This window comes from Bradyrhizobium sp. USDA 3397, from assembly GCF_054060965.1.
Map to the genome: position 1 here is coordinate 6,979,937 of NZ_JBSSDS010000001.1, position 19,003 is coordinate 6,998,939.

The window sequence follows — 19,003 nt, forward strand, 5'->3', positions numbered from 1 at the left end:
CATCCCTCGCGCGAGGCATAATGTATCGCTCGCCGGGGGCTCTCGGGAAGGCGGCTCGTGCCGTTGGCCTGAACGCTATCACTCCCGCATTCCCGGGAGCCGCAAGTGACCGGTCTCGCGATCGCACTCGGTCCCGCGCCTCCAAGTGGCGCTCTTGCGGGTGCCCTGTTGCGCTCCGCGCGCTGGCGGCATGGCCGCCGTTTTCTCCTGAGTGGCGGCTGACCGCCGCCGTTTGATTGCTTGCTAAGGGGCGCCGCCCCTCGCGCGGGCAAGGCATCCCGACATGCCGCGCCGCATCCCCGCGTATCCCGCGAGCGGGAGCCCTCGCGCGGACCCTCGGCTTGCGCGTCGGGAGCCCCACCTTGCCCTTGCTAACCCCGGTCTCGCCGACGGGCAGAGGTTCATGCGCGGCGTTTCGCGCAGAACCTTAAGCCTGAAGGAGAACCAACATGAAACTATTCACCGAAGATCAGCGCCGGCAGTTGCTGGCCAATGGTCATGCCAACGCGGGCCGCGAGCAGACGCAGGATTTTCCGCCCGTCGTGAAGCTCTTCACACCATGGGGCGGGGCGACGTGGCTGCTCACCGAACTCGATCCCGAGAATGAGGATATCGCCTTCGGCCTCTGTGATCTCGGCGTAGGCTGCCCCGAACTCGGCAGCGTCAGCCTCAGCGAGATTGGCGCCGTGCGCGGTCCGATGGGCCTTCGCGTCGAGCGCGATCTCTACTTCAAGGCCGAGAAGCCGCTTTCCGCTTATGCCGAGGCCGCCCACCACGAAGGCCGCATCATCGCCTGACCATTTTCATCACCACCATCTTAAAGGAGATCCAACATGACTTTAGCCATCCAGCAAATCCCGCTCTCGAAACTCATCCCCTCCGATCTCAATGTCCGGCGCACGAACCGCGACGCAGGCGTGAAAGAACTTGCCGCCAGCATCGAAGCCCACGGCCTTATTCAGAACCTGACCGTGCGCAAGGTGCTGAAAGGCAAGAGCAAGGCCGTGCTGTTCGAGGTCGTGGCCGGCGGCCGCCGCCTCGCGGCGCTCAAGTCGCTCGTCAAGAAGAAGGCCATCAAAAAGGATGACCGCGTTCCCTGCCATGTGCTGAATAGCGGGATCGCCGAGGAGATCAGCCTTGCCGAGAACCAGCATGAGCCGATGCACCCCGCCGACGAATACGAGGCCTTCGCCAAGCTGCATAACGAGCATGGCATGAGCCGCCGATATCGCGGCGCGGTTCGGCGTCACGGCGGCGGTAGTCAAGCAGCGCCTCAAGCTCGGGGCCGTCAGCCCGAAGCTGATGCAGGCCTATCGCGACGAGAAGATCAACCTCGACACGCTCATGGCCTTCACACTCACCGACGACCACACGCGGCAGGAGGAAGTTTACGAGGCGTTGCCACGCGCCAACCGCTATACCGTCCTGCAAGCCTTGACGGAGGGCCAGGTCGAGGCCGATGACCGCCGCGCCGTCTTTGTCGGGCTTGAGGCTTACCGGAAGGCCGGTGGCATGATCACCCGCGACCTCTTCGACAAGGAGAATGGCGGCTATCTGACCGATGCCGTGCTGCTTGACCGGCTGGTGCGCGAGAAGCTGCAAGCCGTCGCCGCCACGGTTATGGCCGAGGGCTGGAAATGGGTCACGGTCGAACCCGAGTTCGACTATGCGCACACCTCAGCCATGCGGCGCATCTATCCCACACCTTTGCCCTTGCCTGAGGAGGATCAGGCGAAGCGCGAGGCGCTGGAAGCCCGGTGCGAAGCCTTGGCCGAGAGCGAGGAGCTCTCGGACGAGGAAGCCAAAGAACTGGAGCGCATCGAGGCCGAGCTTGAGGCGTCGCAGCCGCCCGAGGCCTATAGCGACGAGGACAAGGCGCAGGCGGGGGCCATCGTGACCCTCGGCCATGATGGAGAAATCCACATCGAGCGTGGTTTCATCCATGCCGAGAACGAGGCGGAAGCACCGACCGTGGAAACGGAGGTTTACGAAGAGGCCGCGCCCAAACCGGCGATTTCTGCTGCGCTGCTAGCCGAACTTTCCGCGCATCGCACGGCGGCCTTGCAGAACGATCTTGCCCAAGCGCCCGAACTGGCGCTGATCGCAGTCGCGCATGCGCTCGCGCTGCAATGCTTCGACTTCGAAGGCGATGGCGCATCATGCCTCGAGATCGGTATGAAGACGACGTGCCTTTCGGCGGTCGCCAAAGGCATCGAAGAGTCGGTCGCCTGCCGTGCCATAAGCGAGCGGCATGAGGCATGGGCCAAGCGCATGCCGCGCGAGGCGTCGGCGCTCTGGTCGTTTGTCGCGGCGCTGACCATTGACGATCTGCTCTCGCTTCTCGCCCATTGCGCCTCGTGCTCGCTCGATGTCGTGCAACGCGCGGGCAGCCGAGAGGACGCTCGGCTTCTCCAAGCGGCGACACTGGCGAAGGCCATGCCGCATGACATGAACAGCTATGGGCAAGTATCCGCCAGCTTCTTCGGTCGTATCTCGCGTGAGCAGATCATCAACGCAGTGCGCGAGGGCGCGGCGACGAGGCCGTCCGCAACATCAAGGACATGAAGAAAGCCGCCATGACCACGAATGCCGAGAAGCTTCTCGCGGGCAAAGGCTGGCTGCCGGAGGTGCTGCGCTAGCCGGAGGCGGCGGCTGGAAAAAATTGGGCCGCGCCCCACGGGGCGGCGGCCTTCTCGCGTGGTAAGCTCCTTTGAAGAGAACTCAGGGAGAGAAAGCAATGCCACGGCGAAGTGCGGCTTCGATGGCCGCTTCGGTTCCGGCCGGTTTTCGCGGTGTCGAAGCGGTGATCGACGAAATCGAGGACGAATGGCGTCGCGCCAAGCGAGGCGGTCGCGAGCGGCTGCTCGATTTTCAATGCACTTACGCGGGGCGCTTTGTCGAGAAGCATGCTCTTCGCTTCTGGCTCCGCGTACGCGCTCTCGAATGGCCAGGCCCCGCCGCACTTTCGTTGGCGACGCGATTTTACGCCGTCTATGTGCAGTGGGAGACCGCGCTGCGGAGACTTACCGGTGGGCGGGCCGGATATGCGGGACCATCAGGCGCTCCTGGCAGCCGCCAACGCTACATCGCTGAACTTTCTCACGACGACATTGTTTGACGGAGGCAAGCGCCGCTGTTGGGCGCAGTCATGCTTCCTTCAGTGGTGCGTCGGCAACAAGGCAGCCGGTTTGATCGGGAGACCATGCCGAGGGGTCGGCGGACGACAACTCCGCTCGCTTCGCCTCTCTTCCTCGATGCATTCGGGGTGAGTTCGATAATAGGCGGCCCGCCAGGCAGTCACGCGGCAGGTTATCAAGCGGGTAATGAAAGCCGCGCGCATATTCGGCAAGCGTGCATGCCCTCGCGGGCTACGGCATGCCTTTGGCATCGTCACACTATAGACCGGTGTGCCACTCCCTCTTATCCAGCGCTGGATGGGGCATGCGCGGCTCAGCACCACGACGTCGATGTGTGCGGACCTGAGGAACTCAGTTTCGCGCGCAACTTCTGGCGCCTCAGCAGCCAAATTGATGAAGCACACGCAGGTAGGCAATGCACAGTGAGATAGACCGCCTCATTGGAGCAAACATTCGACGGGTTCGACTTGCGAGAAAAATGACGCAGACCAAGCTCGGGCGCGTCGTCGCGGTGAGTTTTCAGCAGGTACAAATATATGAAAACGGACAGAACCGAATTCCAGCCAGTACGCTCTTTGCATTCTCGGGTACCTTAGAGGTTTCCATCTCAGAATTCTTCCGCACAAACCCTGAAGTTCGATAGCCGAGCCCTTCACCATCGGAAAGGACACAGCGAGCGCTAACCCCACGACGCCCCGCAACTTCGCCCTAGAGGCAAACCGAAAGGTCACCCGCGAAACACTTCCAACGGGTTCAATTCCCGAGGCGAATAGGCGCGCAGTGAGCAGTGCGCGCTCGGCTCGACGTTAGATGAAGTCTCACTCAGTAACTACGATGCGCGTTCATCCGATCGCGTCGTCGCTGCAGATCCAGACGCCTTTTTCCGCATCCCAGTGGCAATACCGAGCGGCCCGACCGGTTTGCGCATCGAGCGTCACCATGATTACCGTGCGCGTTTCATTCTTAAGCCCCCGAAAAGGCGTTTTCATTTCCGTTTGCTTCTTGTAGCCAAGGCGCTTCGCGGCGGTCGGAGTTCGGGGAATCGAAGGCTTATGTCGCGGCTTTGCTGTTCTGATATGGAATGAGGTTGCTGAGATTCGGCAGCAAGGCCGCATGAAGCCAGTCGTAGAGCTTGAGGTCGCTTTCTATGAATAGGCTCGCTGGCGCCGGCTGCCTACTGATGCATGTTAGATGTCTGGACGGAAAGCCTTGCGCTAGCTCGGCCACCGTGAAGAACATGTTGAGCTTATTCGTGCGGGTGGCGGTCGAGCTCAGGTTGCCGCCAAGGCCCGCAGTGAAAGATTGTGAGCCCCAGTTTCTGATAAAGGAGACCCCCGGGGCGACGCCGCTGTTTTCGGCAATGTTCAAATTCAACGTGACCTGCACGCCCCAGCTTTGCTCGAACCAGTCGAGATGTTGAATTTGAATGGGCGGGGCGTCGGGATGAGGCCTCACCATGACGGGCCGCTCCCTGTCTTCGGCCAGAACCTTCTGGACGGCTCTGCGGAGCTCGCAGACGACCTGGCCCGAGATCGCCATCACCTTCGTCGCAGCGTCCTCGGGCGTGCCCCAGAATTCCTGAATATCCGGAACGACGGTGCCGCATCCTGCGAGGACCATCGCTATCAGAGGCGAAAGCCGGCTCTTCGTTGACAATGCATGCCCCCGCTAAAAGGCTCATCCGGAAATTGTCGTCAAAAAAATCGGCACGTCCGATCTTTCCTGCATGAAATTACAATCGAGCCGCTCCCGCAACATTCTTGGTTGCATAGACACTAAATGTCTCCGGGTGTTGCGACGGGGTCACAACCACATTCTGTCATTCGGCTTCGATGTAGTCGAACACATCGGCGCGTGCCTCATCTCTGGTTCGATAGATCTTGTTGGCCGTACGCTCGGTCTTGAGCAAGGAGAAGAAGCTCTCCATCGCCGCAAAGGTTGGCCGGCACCGTCTCGAGCTGTCGATCGCCGCTGTCCTTCGGCAAGCGGCGACGTCGCGGCCGTGCCCTCAAGCCTTGCAGGCGCATCAGCCGCTCAATGCGGTGCAGGCCGCAATCCGCCCCGTCGGCGAGCAGGTCACGCCACACCCGGCGTGCGCCATAGGTGCGGTCGCTGGCGGCGAAGCTGGCCTTGACCCTGCCGCCGAGCTCCTCGTCGCTGCCGGATCTGGCGCTGGGAGAGCGGTTCAGCCAGGCATGGAAGCTCGACCGCGACACTCCCAGCGCATCGCATAGCCATGCCACCGGCCAGATCGTCCGGTGCTTCGCGACGAAGGCGAACTTCATGTCGCTTCCTTCGCGAAGTAGGCTGCGGCCTTCCTAAGAAACAGCCGGATTGGCGTCCCCCGGAATGGCCTGCAACAGGAAGCCTAGCGATTTGGCCCTCCGCTGAAGGTTGGCGACGACGCGGCTGCGATATTGTTGCTCATATTGGGTGGCACCCGGATCCCTGTAGCTCATGCCGTACCGGAGCGTGTTGTAGAATAAAACCGCAATCTTGCGGGCGGTCGCCGTTACGGCCTTCGACTTACCTGCCCGTGAGGACAGCCGACGATAGAATGCTCCCAGCGCTGTATCACTTCGACCGACCGTTGTGGCCGCCAACCGCAACAGCGCGGCTGCCCGACTGGAGGATCGTCGCGTACGCGAAGACAGCACCTTGCCACCGGAGATCTTGTTGCCCGGTGCGAGGCAGAGCCAGGAGGTGAAGTGCTTGGCGGTCGGCCATGCCCTCAGATCTGTGCCGCACTCGCCGATGAGCTTCAAGGCGAGCGACGGACCCAACCCATGGATCTCGGTTAGATCGACGCCGAGCACACCATACAGCGCGGTCCTGACATCGAACGTGGGTGTGTTGACCTGCTTGGTCTTTACGCGTGGCCTGGGTAACTTTTTGCCCGGTTTTGTCCCTCTGTCGCCCAACGCAGCGATCAAAACTTCGAGCTTGCGATCGCAGTCCAGCATCTTCGCCTGGTAGACGTCGTAGAGTTCCAGCGATTGGGTCAGGGCGAAGATATGTTCATGTCGGTTGTTGCCCACCAGTGCGGCGCGGATCGTCTCTATGGAAGAATGGCAGCGTGCATCCCGGTAGGCCGCCAACACGTCGGGATTGCGTTCGCCCGCAACAATAGCTCGGATGATCCGCATGCCAGTCGCACCCGTGATATCCGAGACCACGTGATGGAGCTGCAGGTTCATCTCCATCAGGGCCTTCTGCATATGCTGGATATGGGCAGCGGCATATTCCACCAACCGCTCCCGCTGGCGCAAATAGGCGCGCAGGGTTGCAATCTCGGCATCAGGTCTGAAGCTGCCGCGTAACAGGCCATAGGAATGAAGCTGGCGCAACCATGCGGCATCGCTGACATCGCTTTTGCGCCCGGGCACGTTCTTTGCGTAGCGAGCGTTGACCAGAATGACCTCAAACCCGCGCTGCTCCAGGATCTCGTAAACCGGGATCCAATAGACCCCGGTGGATTCCATCGCGACACTCGTCACGCCGCAGGCCTTAAACCAGTCTGCCAGATGATGCAGGTCTTCTGTGAATGTGCCGAACGTGCGCACCGGCAGATCAGTGCAGGCTGGGTTCACCGCAGCCATGTGCATCTTTGATCCGATGTCGATGGCGGCCGCGCCGACATTGACCGGCTTCAGCTCCGGGCGGTTACCAGTCATCCTCTTGGGCATAAGCGGGTCCTCCATTTAATGATGGGCAGGAGGGTCTGGGTTATGCCAATCGTCATCTTCCTAATCGGGATCGCTGCCGGAGCAGCGTCACCACTCCCAAGTCCGCATGCACCCATGGACCACGTTTTTTAACGGGGATTCTGCCTCCAATAAGCTGACGGCCGCTACCCTCCCAGCCAAGAAGATAGCACAAGGCTGTTTCTACCCCGCGCAGGTGCGCCACAACGCTGGACAGTTTTTTAGGATATCCCGCTCGGCCTTCAGCTTGGCGACCTCACGGCGCAGCCGCTCGATCTCTTGCTGCTCGGGCTTCATCTGCCCATGGCCGGGGAACGCCTGTACCGGGTCAGAGCCGAACTCCTTCACCCATTTGCGCAGTACGTTCTCATGAACCCCCAGGTCGCGACCGGCTTGCGCCACCGACACCCCGCGCTCCCTGACAAGCTTAACCGCTTCGATCTTGAACTCTCGGCTGAACTTCCGTCTCTGCATGACCAACCTCCGGCTTGATAAAACACCCAATCTCGGTGTCCATCAAACCGGCAGCAGCTCAGCTGCCATCTTGGCTTTCCACGAATTCGACGGTTTCAATCTCCGCATAGTCGCGCCCCATCTTCACGACGCTTACCTCGTCACCCCAGGCCAATGTCCTGAGGGGAGTCCTGCTGTCCTTCTCCGCCCAAACATCGGCAAGGTCGACGTTGATCACGTACTTGGCCATAATGATGAACCCCCATTGAGATGAACTAGGTCAGAATGATCACTGATCGTCTGGCAGACACTGTTCGCTGGCTCAAAGAGAGAGGCAGCCTCCATTGAAAAATTGCTATGCAGCCCCTGTATCTCGCTTGCCGAACAGTCCGGCTTTGTCGAACAGGCCCAAAGCGCCCCAAATCAACAGCGCTACCAGCGAAAGGCAAATCATCACTATCTTTAGGCGCGTCAGCGCAACAACGCGGTCCGCCTTCTCCTTAGAAATCTGGAAGCTGGGCCTCAGCAGCGTGCGGAGAACTATATCTTCCGCGAAATCGAACAAGCCATAGGCGACCGATCCAAAGCCGCAGACCAGCGAGAGCCAGCCCATGAATGGAAGGTTTATCGTTCGGGACGCCAAGCCCCAGCAAATCACGCTAAATGCCCCGAGTGCGATGGCGAAGGCGCCGTCGAGAAGCAGCACCCGCTGCCGATAGACCTCAAGGGCGGACATTCCAAACCTCGTCTGCGACTTCAGAGCCGCCTGCCTGAACTGCAGCAAATCTTGGGTCGAATAGCTCCAGCGACGTTCAGGTACCAATAGGGGATTAACAGCAACGTCAACAGCATCGCGATACTTGCTGTTCACTGCGTAACAGCCGACCGTCGCCACGCCTGAGGCGAGCAGCCCACCGATGCAAAGAGCGTCAACGTCCATGGGACCCTACGGCGATCGATTCACTGATTTTATGAAGAATGAGAGGCAGCCGCCGTTGTCGTTGTAGAACCGCTGCCAGCTGCGCGGCAGGACAAGGACGGCGTCGTTCACGTAGAAGAATAGTTCGTCGCTGACCTTTGGAGTTACGTGTTCCGAAATCGTTTTGACGCGGCGATCAGGATCTGGTTCAAGGAAGTCAACCTCACTGCCGAGCGAACCATAACGAGCGATTGGTTGGAACCATGGCTGGAAGTAATAGCGTCGCAGAGGAGTGAGAAGCGTGTGCCATATGGTGTCGCCCCAGGAAAGCTGTGCCGCGTCGGACGGATTGCTAAAGGTCGAGTATCCGCGCGCGTCTGTCTGAACCGCCCCGCTCGTCAGCGTCGGGCTCTTCGGCGGTGTCGCAGCGTTACAGGTGTCCTTGTCTACCGCAAAACCCTTATATGCATTCGCGAGTGCAGCTGGCTCCGGATTGGTCCACACCAGGTATCGAGCAAGGCGCGCCACCTTGTAACCGGTAGCAAAACACAAATTGGACGGCTTGAACGAAACCAGCACACCATTCTCCGGGATCAGCCGCGGGCGATCGGTGGGGTTGCAGTAAAGCCCGGCTTGGTCGACCGCGGTAAACAGGAATCTGTTTCCAACACTGAGCACCAGGTAAGCGATGACGATGGCGGAAAGCGCAGGAGCGAGGTAGTAGCGCCATCCGGTTCGGATCCAGACAAGAAGACGATCACCGCCCGCAGGCGTCGAACTGGGCGGTTTTCCCGGCGCCGGAAGCGTTCCTGCAAATGCCTGCGACCACAGTGAGGCCATACGGTCCTGAATGGCCGCAGCGATTCTGCTGTTACCCCACAGCAGGCCTCCGATCAGAGACACGAGGACCACAAAGGTTATGGGGTACTGCGCGTATGAGACAAACCACTGGGACGCCCAGGATGGCAGGAAGCCCCCCAAAGTCCGTATGAAATCCGAAAGCCATTTTAGGGCGTTGGTTCTCTCGCCAAGGGGATCGCCACGGCCGGTGAGCGGAAAGATCACGAACACTAGGGTCGCAAGGAGCGTCGAAAAATACAGCAGAGCTCGGAGATGAACCAGCGGCCAAATTCTTTCGCGTTCGGCAATGACGCGGGCCTGAGCCTGGGTCGCCGTTTCCGGAGTGTTCGGCGTCACCTCCACCTGCGTGGCCGGCAAACCGTCAATACGGAAGTGCAGGCAGCCATCCGGTGCGACCACCGGTGACACAACGTCGTAATCGTGGGGAATGCCGATCGGCCCATAGACATGGGCATTGTTCTGGATTCTGCGCAGAGCCGTTTGATGAATCTTGGGCTTCTGAACGTAAACCTCGTCCCCCGTAGTCCACGAGAACGTTTGTCGTGTGAGCCGGGATATCCGTCGCGGTCCATATCGATAGTATCCGCCGATACCGGCTCGGGAATCATAGAGACGGCCATCCTTGTCTTGTGCCTGTTTGGTCTCATCCAGCGCGGCAGGGTTTGCGGTCTTAAAGCACAGGCCGCAGGCGCGGGCCTCCTCCATGATCCAGTAGAGCGGAATGTGGGAGAGTGAATCGTCCGGGTACCCGCCTCCAACGTTTGCGTGCACCCCCGCGAACCAGACCTGCGTCAACCGCTCGCTGAAGGTATAGCGCGGCCCGGGTGGAGGTGCCGGCTCTGACCGTTCATTCCAGAGCACCGGGTGGAAGGTCGTGCGCTCGTCATCAAGGGCGAGCGCGTGGCAAGCACGCTTCACGTTGGGATTCAGCGTATGATTGGGAAGCTCAAGGGGCCATATCCACTGGCTAACACCGAGAGTCAATTCGTCGATCGGGAGGCCGTAAGCCGCCACGGTATCCCAGAGCCCGAGGAAACGAATGATCGGCATTGTTCGTCCCGACGGCATCCCGCCGGGCGGGCGCGCGGTTCGGCCAAACAGCTTCTTGAGGTTCTGGAGGATTAGGTACCAGTTCGTGTGGAAGTGCCGATTGTGATATTCGCGATATGCCTTCTTTGCCTCCCTATCCAGGTCGCTCTCAGCCATGCCGGAGCCCGGAATAAGGCCCTGGTCAAGAATAAGACCTATGGTGACACGTATAGTAAAGGCGCCCCGGCTGAATCCGAACGCGAAGATCTCATCGTCCGGATTGCGGTAATTGCGACAGGCGAACTTGTAGAGCGTGATAACGTTGCGGCGCAAACCGATGCCGAACGCCCCGCCCAGCAGGGCCAGGGGCTTGAAAGACGAGGTGCCTACCCCGTTGTCATAGCAGGCAATCTGATCATCGTGCGTAAGGTCCAGAGCGCTGAACATGCGCCAGACGTTGGTGCGCCAGACATTCGCTGATGAATTGCCGGTGCCGTCTGAAAGCAAAACGATGCGTCGCGGCATGACGTCCTCGTCTCTGAAAATGACTGTCGAGAAAAAGATGAAACAACAACAAGTTGCACTGCCTGCCAGTTGAACGTCAGTCTTTTCACGAGTCAAGACCTTCCAGTGGGTGGCGCACAGCTAAGACCTCCGGCGCACTGCCGTCCTCCGCCCGCAAAGAAACTCCGGCGTGTCCTTAAGCCCCACCTTCACCTCAAGCTTGGAAACCCATGGTGGCGCGGTCCTATTGCATCTCCGGCCCATCTCCCGTTGCGCGTCTGTCCCCAATGCACGGCCAGGAGGACGGGGAAACTGGCCCCGAGGCGCGTACGCGCAAGGCATCCAGCCGTATCCCTGAAGGGGCCCTCGGCCGGACCCTCCGTTGCGCGCCCGCTATCTCCTCGTCTCCCAAACATTTCCCGTCCGGCCGCAAACCGGGAAAGCACAGTTCATCATCTGACGTGACCATTAACGGAGCCAGGGGGCGGATGATTGTCGACACCGGCGCTTCGATGGTCTCGATGACTCAGGCCTTTGCGGCACGTGCGCGGATCATGCCTGACGAGAGCAATCCGATTACGTTCCAGGTGGTCGGCGGCACTCACCAATCTGCGCCAGGGTAACGCCCAGCTCATCGAGGTGGGTGGTGCGCGTGCCGCCAACGTGCCGGTCGCGATATCGATGGGAAGCGCTGCCGCATACGGCCCGCAGGTTGACGGCCTTTTGGGCATGACATTCCTCGCCCGCTTCAACATAACTCCTGCCGGTGGCGCCCTGGAACTGAAGCCGCGCGCCCTGAACTGACGACCAGACTGCCTGCCCACACTCTCATTGAGCAAAGAGGATATCTTATGCGTTTTCTACTTCTTCTTCTCGCCGCCATTGTGATCTCCGGTCCTGCCAGCGCCCAGCAGAAGCCCTCGAAGCCGCAGCCGAAACAGGCCGCGACGTGCACGTACGATGATTGCGTATCCGGCGCCAAGGCGCGCGGCTGGAGCGGCTCCGAGGCAAGCAGCTGGTGCAGCCGCAACGCGGGTGCCTGTCCCCCGCGTTGACGATTAATCCCTTCCGCCACATCGAGGCTCGGAAGGCCAAGCGATAGCAAGTTTGGCCGCTCGGGAGCGGCAAGACCGGATGGGGCAAGCCGCCCTTACCACCAGTGATCTTGCCGCATCCGTACTGGCTTAGCTGCGCCCTAGCTGCACAGGCGCTAGCGCATCACTCCCGCAGCCTTCCTTCACGTCTCTCCTTCGCGTTCCCCGCCATGCTCATTCGGCTGACCTGACGCGGATACCCGTCCGCCGCAAGGGTCAAGCCCTCGCGCAGGCGCGCCCTTGCGGGTGCGGCAGCCGTCTCTCCGCGTCTCTCCGGTCGCCGGCACGGCCGGATGGCCGCAAAACAAGGAGAGACGACATGAGCAAGGAACGCTTCGATATTCACCAGCACCTCACCGACCGCATCGTGGAGGCGATCGAGGCCGGTGCGGGGCACTGGCAGATGCCCTGGCATCGCGGCAGCGGTGGGCGGGCACCCGTCAACATCGCCTCGGGCAACAGGTATCGTGGCGTGAACGTTCTCGCCCTTTGGGTTGAGGCCCAGGTCAACGGTTACGGTTCGCACCTGTGGGGCACGTACCGGCAGTGGGCGGAGAAGGGGGCCGTCGTCCGCAAGGGCCAGAAGGCGTCCTACGTCGTTTTCTACAAGGAGGTTGAGGTCGACTCCACTGAGGACAGCGAGGATGAACGCAAGAGCCGCCTGTTTGCGCGTGCGACGCCGGTCTTCAATGCGGACCAGGTCGACGGTCTGAACGAGCCTCCGGTTGCTGCTCCGGTCGAGGAATTGCAGGACGTGGATGGCTTCATTGCCCGCACTGGGGCGAACATCGTCTACGGCGGAAGCCGGGCCTGCTACATGCCGAAGCCGGACGAGATCCACATGCCGCCGCGCGAACTGTTCACAGGGTCGGCGACCTCAACGGCCACTGAGGCCTACTACTCCACCCTGCTCCATGAGCTGACCCACTGGACCGGGCCGGCGCATCGCTGTGACCGCGACCTCTCCGGCCGCTTCGGGACTGAAGCCTATGCGATGGAAGAGCTGGTCGCCGAGCTTGGCGCTGCGTTCCTGTGCGCCGAACTTGGGATAGCGGTTGAGCCGCGCGCCGACCATGCGCAGTACCTGGCACATTGGCTGAAGGTGCTGAAGGCCGACAAGCGTGCGATCTTCACTGCGGCGTCCAAGGCCAGTCAAGCGGTATCATTTCTTCGGGTATGAGCGCCGGAAGTGCCGTCATACACGATGCTTGGCGGTCTCCCGCGCGGAGGGCGGTGCTGAATATGATGCATTTGACCGCTCCTGCTGGTTAGGTCGGGGCCGACGAAGTCCCAAATGCCCCTCCACATCGATGCCGGACAAACCTGATCCAGGCGGAAACAAGCGTTGGTCCGGACCGCGCTGGTCGGGAGCTTGTTGCCCGTCTGAGTCTCCTGAAGGTTGGACTCAAAAGACGGAAAGTTCGTTTGCGAGCGAGCGACGCCTCTGGTAGCATTCCCGGATTGGTAAAAACTTGTGATTGTGCGGCACGTTTTCGATCGCACCCAAAATAGTTGGGCCCTCAACACCCAGGACGATCAAGCGCTTGCAACGGCAGGGTAGCCATGAACAATACCCAGGAAAGCGTTGCGCAGGATAAAGCGTCAACGAAACCCACACACCCTGACTGGGCCGAGCTCGAAGCGATTCTGCGGGATGAGGCTGAGCATATAGCCGGCTTGCACGAAGGAGAGTTGCAACAGCCAAGCCGCCGGGAAGAACGCGTCGGACTTGCGTTGTCCGGCGGTGGCATTCGAAGTGCGACCTTTAGTCTTGGCGTTATTCAGGCCCTCGCACAGCGCAAACAAATTGCGCGCATCGATTATCTTTCGACTGTATCGGGCGGCGGCTACATCGGTGCCTGGCTTTCGGCATGCATCTACAGGGCTGGCAAAGCGGGCAGCCCCAATCCGGTTCATGATGTTGAGGAAACCATAGCGCCACGAAACATTCGCCGTGCGGCCGAAGAGCCCAGCGAGATCAGGTTCCTGCGGTCGTACAGCAATTATCTAACGCCGCGCCTTGGGCTCTTCAGTGGGGACACGCTGGCTGCCGCTTCCGGGCTGCTTCGTAACCTCACGCTTAATCTTCTGCTCGGGATGCTATGCATCATTTCCATCCTGGCTTTTCTCCATGCCGCGGTACCGATCTTGGCAGCCGGACTCGAACTTGAAAAAATAGGAGGGGGCATCCTGCTTGCGCTGTTTCTGTCATTTTGCGCCGTGTCCCTGTCGCTAACTCTGCAAAGATACGACCTCAGAATTCTCGACCCGACCAAAAGAACAACAATGCTCAGAGCTCTTCGTTCAGCTCGGATCGTTGGATTGTTTTTCCTGAGTAATGCTCTCATCAGCGGCTCCGTGTGGGTCGGCTTGAATGCCAAGAGCTTCGGCGGGGTTGAGATCATTATGGTACTCGCAGCCGCCACGCTTGGCATGGGCGCGGGTGCATTGGCCGCCGTCGGAACAATGCGCCACTGGAGCCTTGCAGACGAGAAGGCGGTTCTTCTGAATTCGATCTTTTCCAGCGCTGGCGTAGCCATCAAAGAGTGGAAGAGTGAACTTCTGCGATATGCTTTTGCGATTATTGTTTGCTCGGCGGCCACGGCCGCGTGTGCCTACTATGCAGGGCAATTCTTCAACATCGCGCAACTCGACACAAAAAGCCTTATCCACGTTGTCGCTCTTGGTCCGACATTAGGGGTGGTTTTCTTCTGGCTTATTCTCATCCTATGGACTGGCATCGTGGGTAACACCTACTCGGAATTCACCCGCGAGTGGCTGAACCGGTTTCTCGGTGAAATGTCGGGGCTTGCAGCCTTCTGGATGGTAGCGGTGATTCTGATTGTGTACGCACGGCCGCTATGGCTCTGGGGGCTGACAAATGCGGGAGACCTGATCGCGTCTTATCTGTCGCCCTCCCTTTTTCCCGCCATGTTCATCCTTGGATTCGCAATTGCCGGATGGCTATTTTGGCGAGGCCGAAGGATGCGACCGCAAGAGCCCGAAACAAAGCGCACAGGTCTCATGGCCTTGTGCCTGATCCTGGTCTGCACGCTTGTTTTCGCGATCACGGTCTTCTTCCAGGGAAGCCTGCTCTTCTCTAGTGTGGGGCTGCCGGACAAAGCCTGGTCTGGGTTTCTGCAGTCTCAGATCTCGCAGTTGGAGACTGCTTTTTCAATTAGATCAGGCCCCATTCGCTGGTTTGACCCGGCAACCTGGCCGTTCCTCTCGCCGGCCGTGGTGCTTCTCTTTTATGTCGCCGTGGTTTCGCTGGGAGCATTTGCCTGTGTTGACGTCAATACGTTCTCTCTCCAAAACCTTTACCGCAACCGCCTTGTTCGTTGCTATCTCGGTGCTGCGCACGGGTCGAACAGATTGGAGAATCCCTACGCCGGCTTTGATCCGCGCGATGACTTTCCCCTCTGCGAACTTAAGGATCAGCGCCCCTACCTGCTCGTGAATGCCGCGCTCAATATCACGCATGGTCCGAATCTGGCTTGGCAGCAGCGCAAAGCGGCCGCCTTTGTTTTCTCCCCGCGCTGGTGCGGGTACTGGCTGGAGTCAGGCGAGAGATCTTCCGCCGATCTAACCGATGCAAGCCGTGGCGGCTACGTGCGCACCACCAGTTTCGTCCATGAATACCCTGCCTTCGAGAGTAAATCCGAGGGTATCCTTATTGGAACGGCGATTGCCACTTCGGGAGCCGCCGTCAGCTCGCAAATGGGATTCGCCAGTCGTGGTCCTCTTTCCTTCTTGCTCACGCTCCTGAATCTACGCTTGGGGCGCTGGTTCCCGAACCCAGCTCCACCGGGATTTGGACTGATGTGGAGCGTTAGGAAATGGATGGAGTTGTCCAGCGCGCAATCGGCCTGGAACGCTAGAGAGGAAAACTGGAAAAAGACCAGCCCGAGGATTGGAGCGGCTTGGTACCTAAATGAGCTATTGGGTACGACCAGCGAGCGGTCCAGTTGGATATATGTTTCCGACGGCGGCCACTTCGAGAATCTCGGGATTTATGAACTTGTAAGACGGCGATGCACATGGATCATCTGCGTTGATGCCGGCGCAGATCCACAGCGGACCTTTGACGATCTGGGCAATGCGGTCCAGAAATGCCGTGTCGATTTTGGCGTCGACATCGAGATTGACATTCGTGATTTGCACATCGGATCAGACGGTATGAGTGACAAGGGTTACGCATTTGGCAAGATCAGGTATCCCGCAACCCGGAACTCAGATCCGCTTACGGGCGAACTGCTTTACCTCAAGCCGTCTCTGCCGCGGTCCTGGACAGAGCTGCCAGCCGACATCCGAGCGTATCGAGCGCGCCATCCCGAGTTTCCCCATGAGGCGACGATAAATCAGTGGTTCTCGGAATCACAATTTGAGAGCTATCGGCAACTTGGCTTTATGTCAGGCATAAAAGCGCTGTCTGAGCTGGATAGCCAAAGCGGGGCTCGGCTCCAGTCGGTGCCTCAGGCGCAAGAGGCGGACGAATATCCTCGATAGTCCGGCGGTGCGCGGTCGACATTGCGCTGGTCGCGATGGTCATGCCGTGTTGGCCTAGCGTGCAGCCTCAAGCGATCAAGCGCAAATTCGGCTATGGAACTGGAAGCGATAGCCGACTCCGCAGGAACCCTTTGCCTCGCTATTCGCAGTGCACTACTTCAACGCATCGTTGAGAAGACGCGCAAGCCGCCCCGCACCGAGCGCCGCCTGGGCTCGCGCGATGTTCCAGGCGTTGGTTTCATGCTCGCGCGTGAGAAGCACGGGATTGGGTCCCAGGCTCACGGGGCTGGCGTAGGCATATTGTTCGGCCAGTTCGGCGCCCTCATCGATCCATGCCTGCGGATCGGAGACCGTCGCCATGCTCTCGTTGACCTTGATATTAGCAAGGCCATCCTTCACCTCAGCATCGAAAATCGCGCCATATGGCGACACGTAGCCGCCGAACAGGCTGTCCCAGTAGGCGTGCAGCGCCATCACATCGCCGGCCACTGATCTTTTGCCACCTCCGGGTCGCAATCCGGATGAAAAGCGAGACCTTCCCAAAGGATATGAAGCGTCCTTTGCAGCCTCAGGGGCGCGGTCGTCATCGACGTCGGCGCTGTGGAGACGTCTTTTTGCGGCTCCGTTCAGGGTGCCTCTTTCGCCGCGTCGCGAGTGGTCTTCGCTTTCGCTCCGCCCACAGACCTCTCTTCCACAATTATGAGACCCCTGTAAAAATGCCAGGCGGTTCTCGTATCATTGCCTGCATCACGTTCGCTCAGGTTTTGGCGCGTGCGACCAGGGCCACACCGGGCTCTCTCGTGAACCGAGCCGCGCATCGTCTCGGGCTTGCGGCTTCGATCCCTCGCGCTAGAGCTTTGGTGCTCCTCGCCGGGGGCACTCGGGAAAGGGGCTCGCCTGCGGCGATCGCTATCACTGCCCCGTTCCCGGGTGCCGCTATTGAACCGGTCTCGTCGCTGCACTCGGACCCGCGTGCCCCTTCGGGTCGCTGTGCTCACGCTCTCCGGGTGCCATTTTCCGTTGAGGCGATGCGCCCTTGGGCACACGCCTGATCGGGCCTGGGTCCCAGGTAGATGGCGCTAGAGGCTGAAAGTAAGAGCGCAGGGTGGGTTTTTCGTGACGGGTTACAAGCTGCGAGAGAGGCTCGCGGTGCCCGTTGCGGAGACCCGCGATGTCAAACCCTAAAGCTTGCGCGCGCACCGGCCACGATCGGGCGAACCTCTATAGCGAAATCACCGACAAGATCATCGCCGAGCTTGAGGCCGGACGCGTCCCCTGGGTCCAGCCCTGGGGTACGGCCGCGGCGAAAGCGCCGTTGGCTATTCCAAAAAATGCGTCGACCACCGGCAATACAGCGGCGTTAACATCCTCATACTCTGGGGCGCCGTGATCGAACGCGGATTTACAGGTCAAAGTTGGCTCACCTTCCGTCAGGCTCTCTCGCTTGGCGGCCACGTTCGAAAGGGGGAGCGCGGCGCCACTGTTGTCTACGCGGATCGTTTCGTACCGAACGACGAAAAGCGCCGCGCCGCCGAGACCGGTGAAGACGCGCAGGCGATTCCATTCCTCAAACGATTTACCGTTTTCAACGTCGATCAGTGCGCAGATCTGCCTCACGAGATTGCCACCGCTGCGCCGCCACCGCCGGCTGGCCTGATTGAACCCACGGTTGACGCCCTGATCAAGGCCAGCGGAATTCCATTTCGCATTGGTGGAGATCGCGCATTCTACGCAACAGCCGAAGGCTATGTTCAGGTCCCGCCGCCGCAGGCCTATTTCGAACCCATCAACTGGCACCGCACAGCGCTGCATGAACTCGGTCATGCGACCGGGCATTCCTCGCGCCTCAATCGCGACCAGAGCGGATCCTACGGTACGAAGAAATATGCCTTTGAAGAACTGGTCGCCGAGTTGAGTTCCGCATTCAGCTGCGCGTCGCTCGGAATCGTCCCCACCGTTCGCCATGCCGAATATATCGGCTCCTGGCTTGAAGTCCTGCGCGAAGACAATCGGGCCATCGTGCGGGCCGCCTCGCAGGCGAGCAAGGCGCGGACTATTTGCTCGGCTTCGTTCCTGGGTCTATCGAGCCCCCATCGCTGGATATGGTTGTCGCCGATCACGCGGCGGCGTGATGCTCCTCGTGACCGCGCGAGAGTGAGAGGAGGGAGGCTGTTCGCGACGGGTTGGAAGCCGAGAGAGAGTCTCACGGCCGCCCGTCGTGGAGAGCCAAGATGACGAAAGCCGTCCAAAAGATCACGCTGTCGCCTTCCCGGGACATTCCCTTCAGCAAACTCGTGCTCAGCCAGTCGAACGTTCGCCGCGTCAAGGCCGGTGTCTCGATCGAGCAGCTAGCCGAGAGCATCGCGCAGCGTACGCTTCTGCAAAGTCTGAGTGTCCGGGCCGTTGTTGATGCAGATGGTAACGAGACCGGCATGTTCGAGGTGCCAGCGGGAGGCAGGCGCTATCGCGCTCTCGAGCTCCTTGTGAAACAGAAGCGGATGTCGAAGACACAGGCAGTGCCGTGCGTCGTTCGCGAAGGGGGCATTGCCGCGGACGATTCGGTGGCGGAGAACGACGAGCGGGTCGGCCTGCACCCGCTCGATCAGTTTCGGGCCTTCCAGACACTCCGCGATCTCGGCATGTCCGAGGAAGACATCGCCGCCCGGCACTTCGTGAACCCAGCGATCGTGAAGCAGCGGCTGCGGCTGGCGTCGGTGTCGCCGAAGCTCCATGAGGTCGGGGCGCGTGCCGCGCTTTGCATTTTGACGAATTCAATCAAAGGCTTTTTCGGCA

The 19,003-nt window shown here is 60.2% G+C and carries 14 protein-coding genes and 5 pseudogenes; 11 read left to right on the forward strand and 8 right to left on the reverse strand.

The features are described from left to right. The first annotated feature begins 449 nt into the window (after window positions 1–449). From ACVWYQ_RS32290 to ACVWYQ_RS32310, 5 genes and pseudogenes are all read left to right on the forward strand, one after another. Window positions 450–797, forward strand: a complete 348-nt coding sequence (locus ACVWYQ_RS32290) for a DUF2958 domain-containing protein (RefSeq protein ID WP_456726869.1) — start codon at window positions 450–452, stop codon at window positions 795–797. Window positions 798–833: 36 nt separating this feature from the next. Then, window positions 834–998: pseudogene (locus tag ACVWYQ_RS32295) on the forward strand (ParB/RepB/Spo0J family partition protein); the annotation flags it as partial. A 304-nt stretch (window positions 999–1,302) separates the two neighbouring features. Next, window positions 1,303–2,565, forward strand: a complete 1,263-nt coding sequence (locus ACVWYQ_RS32300; RefSeq protein WP_456726870.1) for a hypothetical protein — start codon at window positions 1,303–1,305, stop codon at window positions 2,563–2,565. Window positions 2,566–2,761: 196 nt separating this feature from the next. Further along, a complete protein-coding gene (locus ACVWYQ_RS32305; RefSeq protein WP_456726871.1) occupies window positions 2,762–3,118 on the forward strand; it encodes a hypothetical protein in 357 nt (118 codons plus the stop codon). 434 nt (window positions 3,119–3,552) lie between these two features. Beyond that, complete coding sequence (locus ACVWYQ_RS32310) at window positions 3,553–3,780, forward strand: helix-turn-helix domain-containing protein (protein WP_456726872.1); 228 nt, start codon at window positions 3,553–3,555, stop codon at window positions 3,778–3,780. Between the two features lie 407 nt (window positions 3,781–4,187). Here ACVWYQ_RS32310 and ACVWYQ_RS32315 read toward each other — a convergent pair whose 3' ends face one another. The 7 genes and pseudogenes from ACVWYQ_RS32315 to ACVWYQ_RS32345 form a co-directional block, all read right to left on the reverse strand. Then, window positions 4,188–4,793, reverse strand: coding sequence for a hypothetical protein (locus ACVWYQ_RS32315; RefSeq protein ID WP_456726873.1), 606 nt, complete (start codon window positions 4,791–4,793; stop codon window positions 4,188–4,190). Window positions 4,794–4,965: 172 nt separating this feature from the next. After that, window positions 4,966–5,455, reverse strand: a pseudogene (locus ACVWYQ_RS32320) (IS3 family transposase); the annotation flags it as partial. Then, on the reverse strand, window positions 5,456–6,811 hold the full coding sequence (locus ACVWYQ_RS32325) for an IS110 family RNA-guided transposase (RefSeq protein WP_456727224.1): 1,356 nt from the start codon (window positions 6,809–6,811) through the stop codon (window positions 5,456–5,458). Window positions 6,812–7,039: 228 nt separating this feature from the next. Beyond that, window positions 7,040–7,315 (reverse strand): annotated as a pseudogene (locus ACVWYQ_RS32330) (transposase); the annotation flags it as partial. A 58-nt stretch (window positions 7,316–7,373) separates the two neighbouring features. After that, window positions 7,374–7,544, reverse strand: coding sequence for a hypothetical protein (locus tag ACVWYQ_RS32335; protein WP_456726874.1), 171 nt, complete (start codon window positions 7,542–7,544; stop codon window positions 7,374–7,376). A 105-nt stretch (window positions 7,545–7,649) separates the two neighbouring features. Beyond that, the gene (locus ACVWYQ_RS32340) at window positions 7,650–8,234 is read right to left on the reverse strand and encodes a hypothetical protein (RefSeq protein ID WP_456726875.1); all 585 of its coding nucleotides are present in this window, start codon (window positions 8,232–8,234) and stop codon (window positions 7,650–7,652) included. A 6-nt stretch (window positions 8,235–8,240) separates the two neighbouring features. Continuing rightward, window positions 8,241–10,628 carry a DUF2235 domain-containing protein gene (locus ACVWYQ_RS32345; RefSeq protein WP_456726876.1) on the reverse strand — a complete coding sequence of 796 codons (2,388 nt, stop codon included), beginning with the start codon at window positions 10,626–10,628 and terminating at the stop codon, window positions 8,241–8,243. A 266-nt stretch (window positions 10,629–10,894) separates the two neighbouring features. Here ACVWYQ_RS32345 and ACVWYQ_RS32350 point away from each other — a divergent pair, with 266 nt between their 5' ends. The 3 genes from ACVWYQ_RS32350 to ACVWYQ_RS32360 all read left to right on the forward strand — a co-directional run bounded on the left by ACVWYQ_RS32350 (window position 10,895) and on the right by ACVWYQ_RS32360 (window position 16,210). Continuing rightward, window positions 10,895–11,230 (forward strand): retropepsin-like aspartic protease, encoded by a 336-nt coding sequence (locus ACVWYQ_RS32350; protein WP_456726877.1) that lies wholly within the window; start codon window positions 10,895–10,897, stop codon window positions 11,228–11,230. A gap of 790 nt (window positions 11,231–12,020) precedes the next feature. Next, window positions 12,021–12,881: an ArdC family protein gene (locus ACVWYQ_RS32355; RefSeq protein ID WP_456726878.1), complete on the forward strand. Its 861-nt coding sequence runs from the start codon at window positions 12,021–12,023 to the stop codon at window positions 12,879–12,881. A gap of 383 nt (window positions 12,882–13,264) precedes the next feature. Next, window positions 13,265–16,210, forward strand: a complete 2,946-nt coding sequence (locus tag ACVWYQ_RS32360; RefSeq protein WP_456726879.1) for a patatin-like phospholipase family protein — start codon at window positions 13,265–13,267, stop codon at window positions 16,208–16,210. 153 nt (window positions 16,211–16,363) lie between these two features. On the opposite strand, the gene ACVWYQ_RS32365 is transcribed toward ACVWYQ_RS32360, so the two are convergent. Beyond that, window positions 16,364–16,699, reverse strand: a complete 336-nt coding sequence (locus ACVWYQ_RS32365) for a S1/P1 nuclease (protein WP_456726880.1) — start codon at window positions 16,697–16,699, stop codon at window positions 16,364–16,366. Between the two features lie 682 nt (window positions 16,700–17,381). On the opposite strand from ACVWYQ_RS32365, the pseudogene ACVWYQ_RS32370 reads away from it, so the two are divergent. The 3 genes and pseudogenes from ACVWYQ_RS32370 to ACVWYQ_RS32380 form a co-directional block, all read left to right on the forward strand. Beyond that, window positions 17,382–17,737 (forward strand): annotated as a pseudogene (locus tag ACVWYQ_RS32370) (ArdC-like ssDNA-binding domain-containing protein); the annotation flags it as partial. A 180-nt stretch (window positions 17,738–17,917) separates the two neighbouring features. Then, on the forward strand, window positions 17,918–18,445 hold the full coding sequence (locus ACVWYQ_RS32375; protein ID WP_456727225.1) for a zincin-like metallopeptidase domain-containing protein: 528 nt from the start codon (window positions 17,918–17,920) through the stop codon (window positions 18,443–18,445). Then, a pseudogene (locus ACVWYQ_RS32380) lies at window positions 18,442–18,972 on the forward strand (ParB/RepB/Spo0J family partition protein); the annotation flags it as partial. The gene ACVWYQ_RS32375 and the pseudogene ACVWYQ_RS32380, both read left to right, overlap by 4 nt. Window positions 18,973–19,003: the final 31 nt, after the last annotated feature.

Bases quoted from the DNA above. Each gene is read 5' to 3' on its own strand.
- ACVWYQ_RS32305 (WP_456726871.1), top strand. From the start codon at position 2,762: ATGGCCGCTTCGGTTCCGGCCGGTTTTCGCGGTGTCGAAGCGGTGATC.
- ACVWYQ_RS32345 (WP_456726876.1), bottom strand. From the start codon at position 10,628: ATGCCGCGACGCATCGTTTTGCTTTCAGACGGCACCGGCAATTCATCA.
- ACVWYQ_RS32310 (WP_456726872.1), top strand. From the start codon at position 3,553: ATGCACAGTGAGATAGACCGCCTCATTGGAGCAAACATTCGACGGGTT.
- ACVWYQ_RS32335 (WP_456726874.1), bottom strand. From the start codon at position 7,544: ATGGCCAAGTACGTGATCAACGTCGACCTTGCCGATGTTTGGGCGGAG.
- ACVWYQ_RS32300 (WP_456726870.1), top strand. From the start codon at position 1,303: ATGCAGGCCTATCGCGACGAGAAGATCAACCTCGACACGCTCATGGCC.
- ACVWYQ_RS32350 (WP_456726877.1), top strand. From the start codon at position 10,895: ATGCACGGCCAGGAGGACGGGGAAACTGGCCCCGAGGCGCGTACGCGC.
- ACVWYQ_RS32325 (WP_456727224.1), bottom strand. From the start codon at position 6,811: ATGACTGGTAACCGCCCGGAGCTGAAGCCGGTCAATGTCGGCGCGGCC.
- ACVWYQ_RS32340 (WP_456726875.1), bottom strand. From the start codon at position 8,234: ATGGACGTTGACGCTCTTTGCATCGGTGGGCTGCTCGCCTCAGGCGTG.
- ACVWYQ_RS32355 (WP_456726878.1), top strand. From the start codon at position 12,021: ATGAGCAAGGAACGCTTCGATATTCACCAGCACCTCACCGACCGCATC.
- ACVWYQ_RS32360 (WP_456726879.1), top strand. From the start codon at position 13,265: ATGAACAATACCCAGGAAAGCGTTGCGCAGGATAAAGCGTCAACGAAA.
- ACVWYQ_RS32290 (WP_456726869.1), top strand. From the start codon at position 450: ATGAAACTATTCACCGAAGATCAGCGCCGGCAGTTGCTGGCCAATGGT.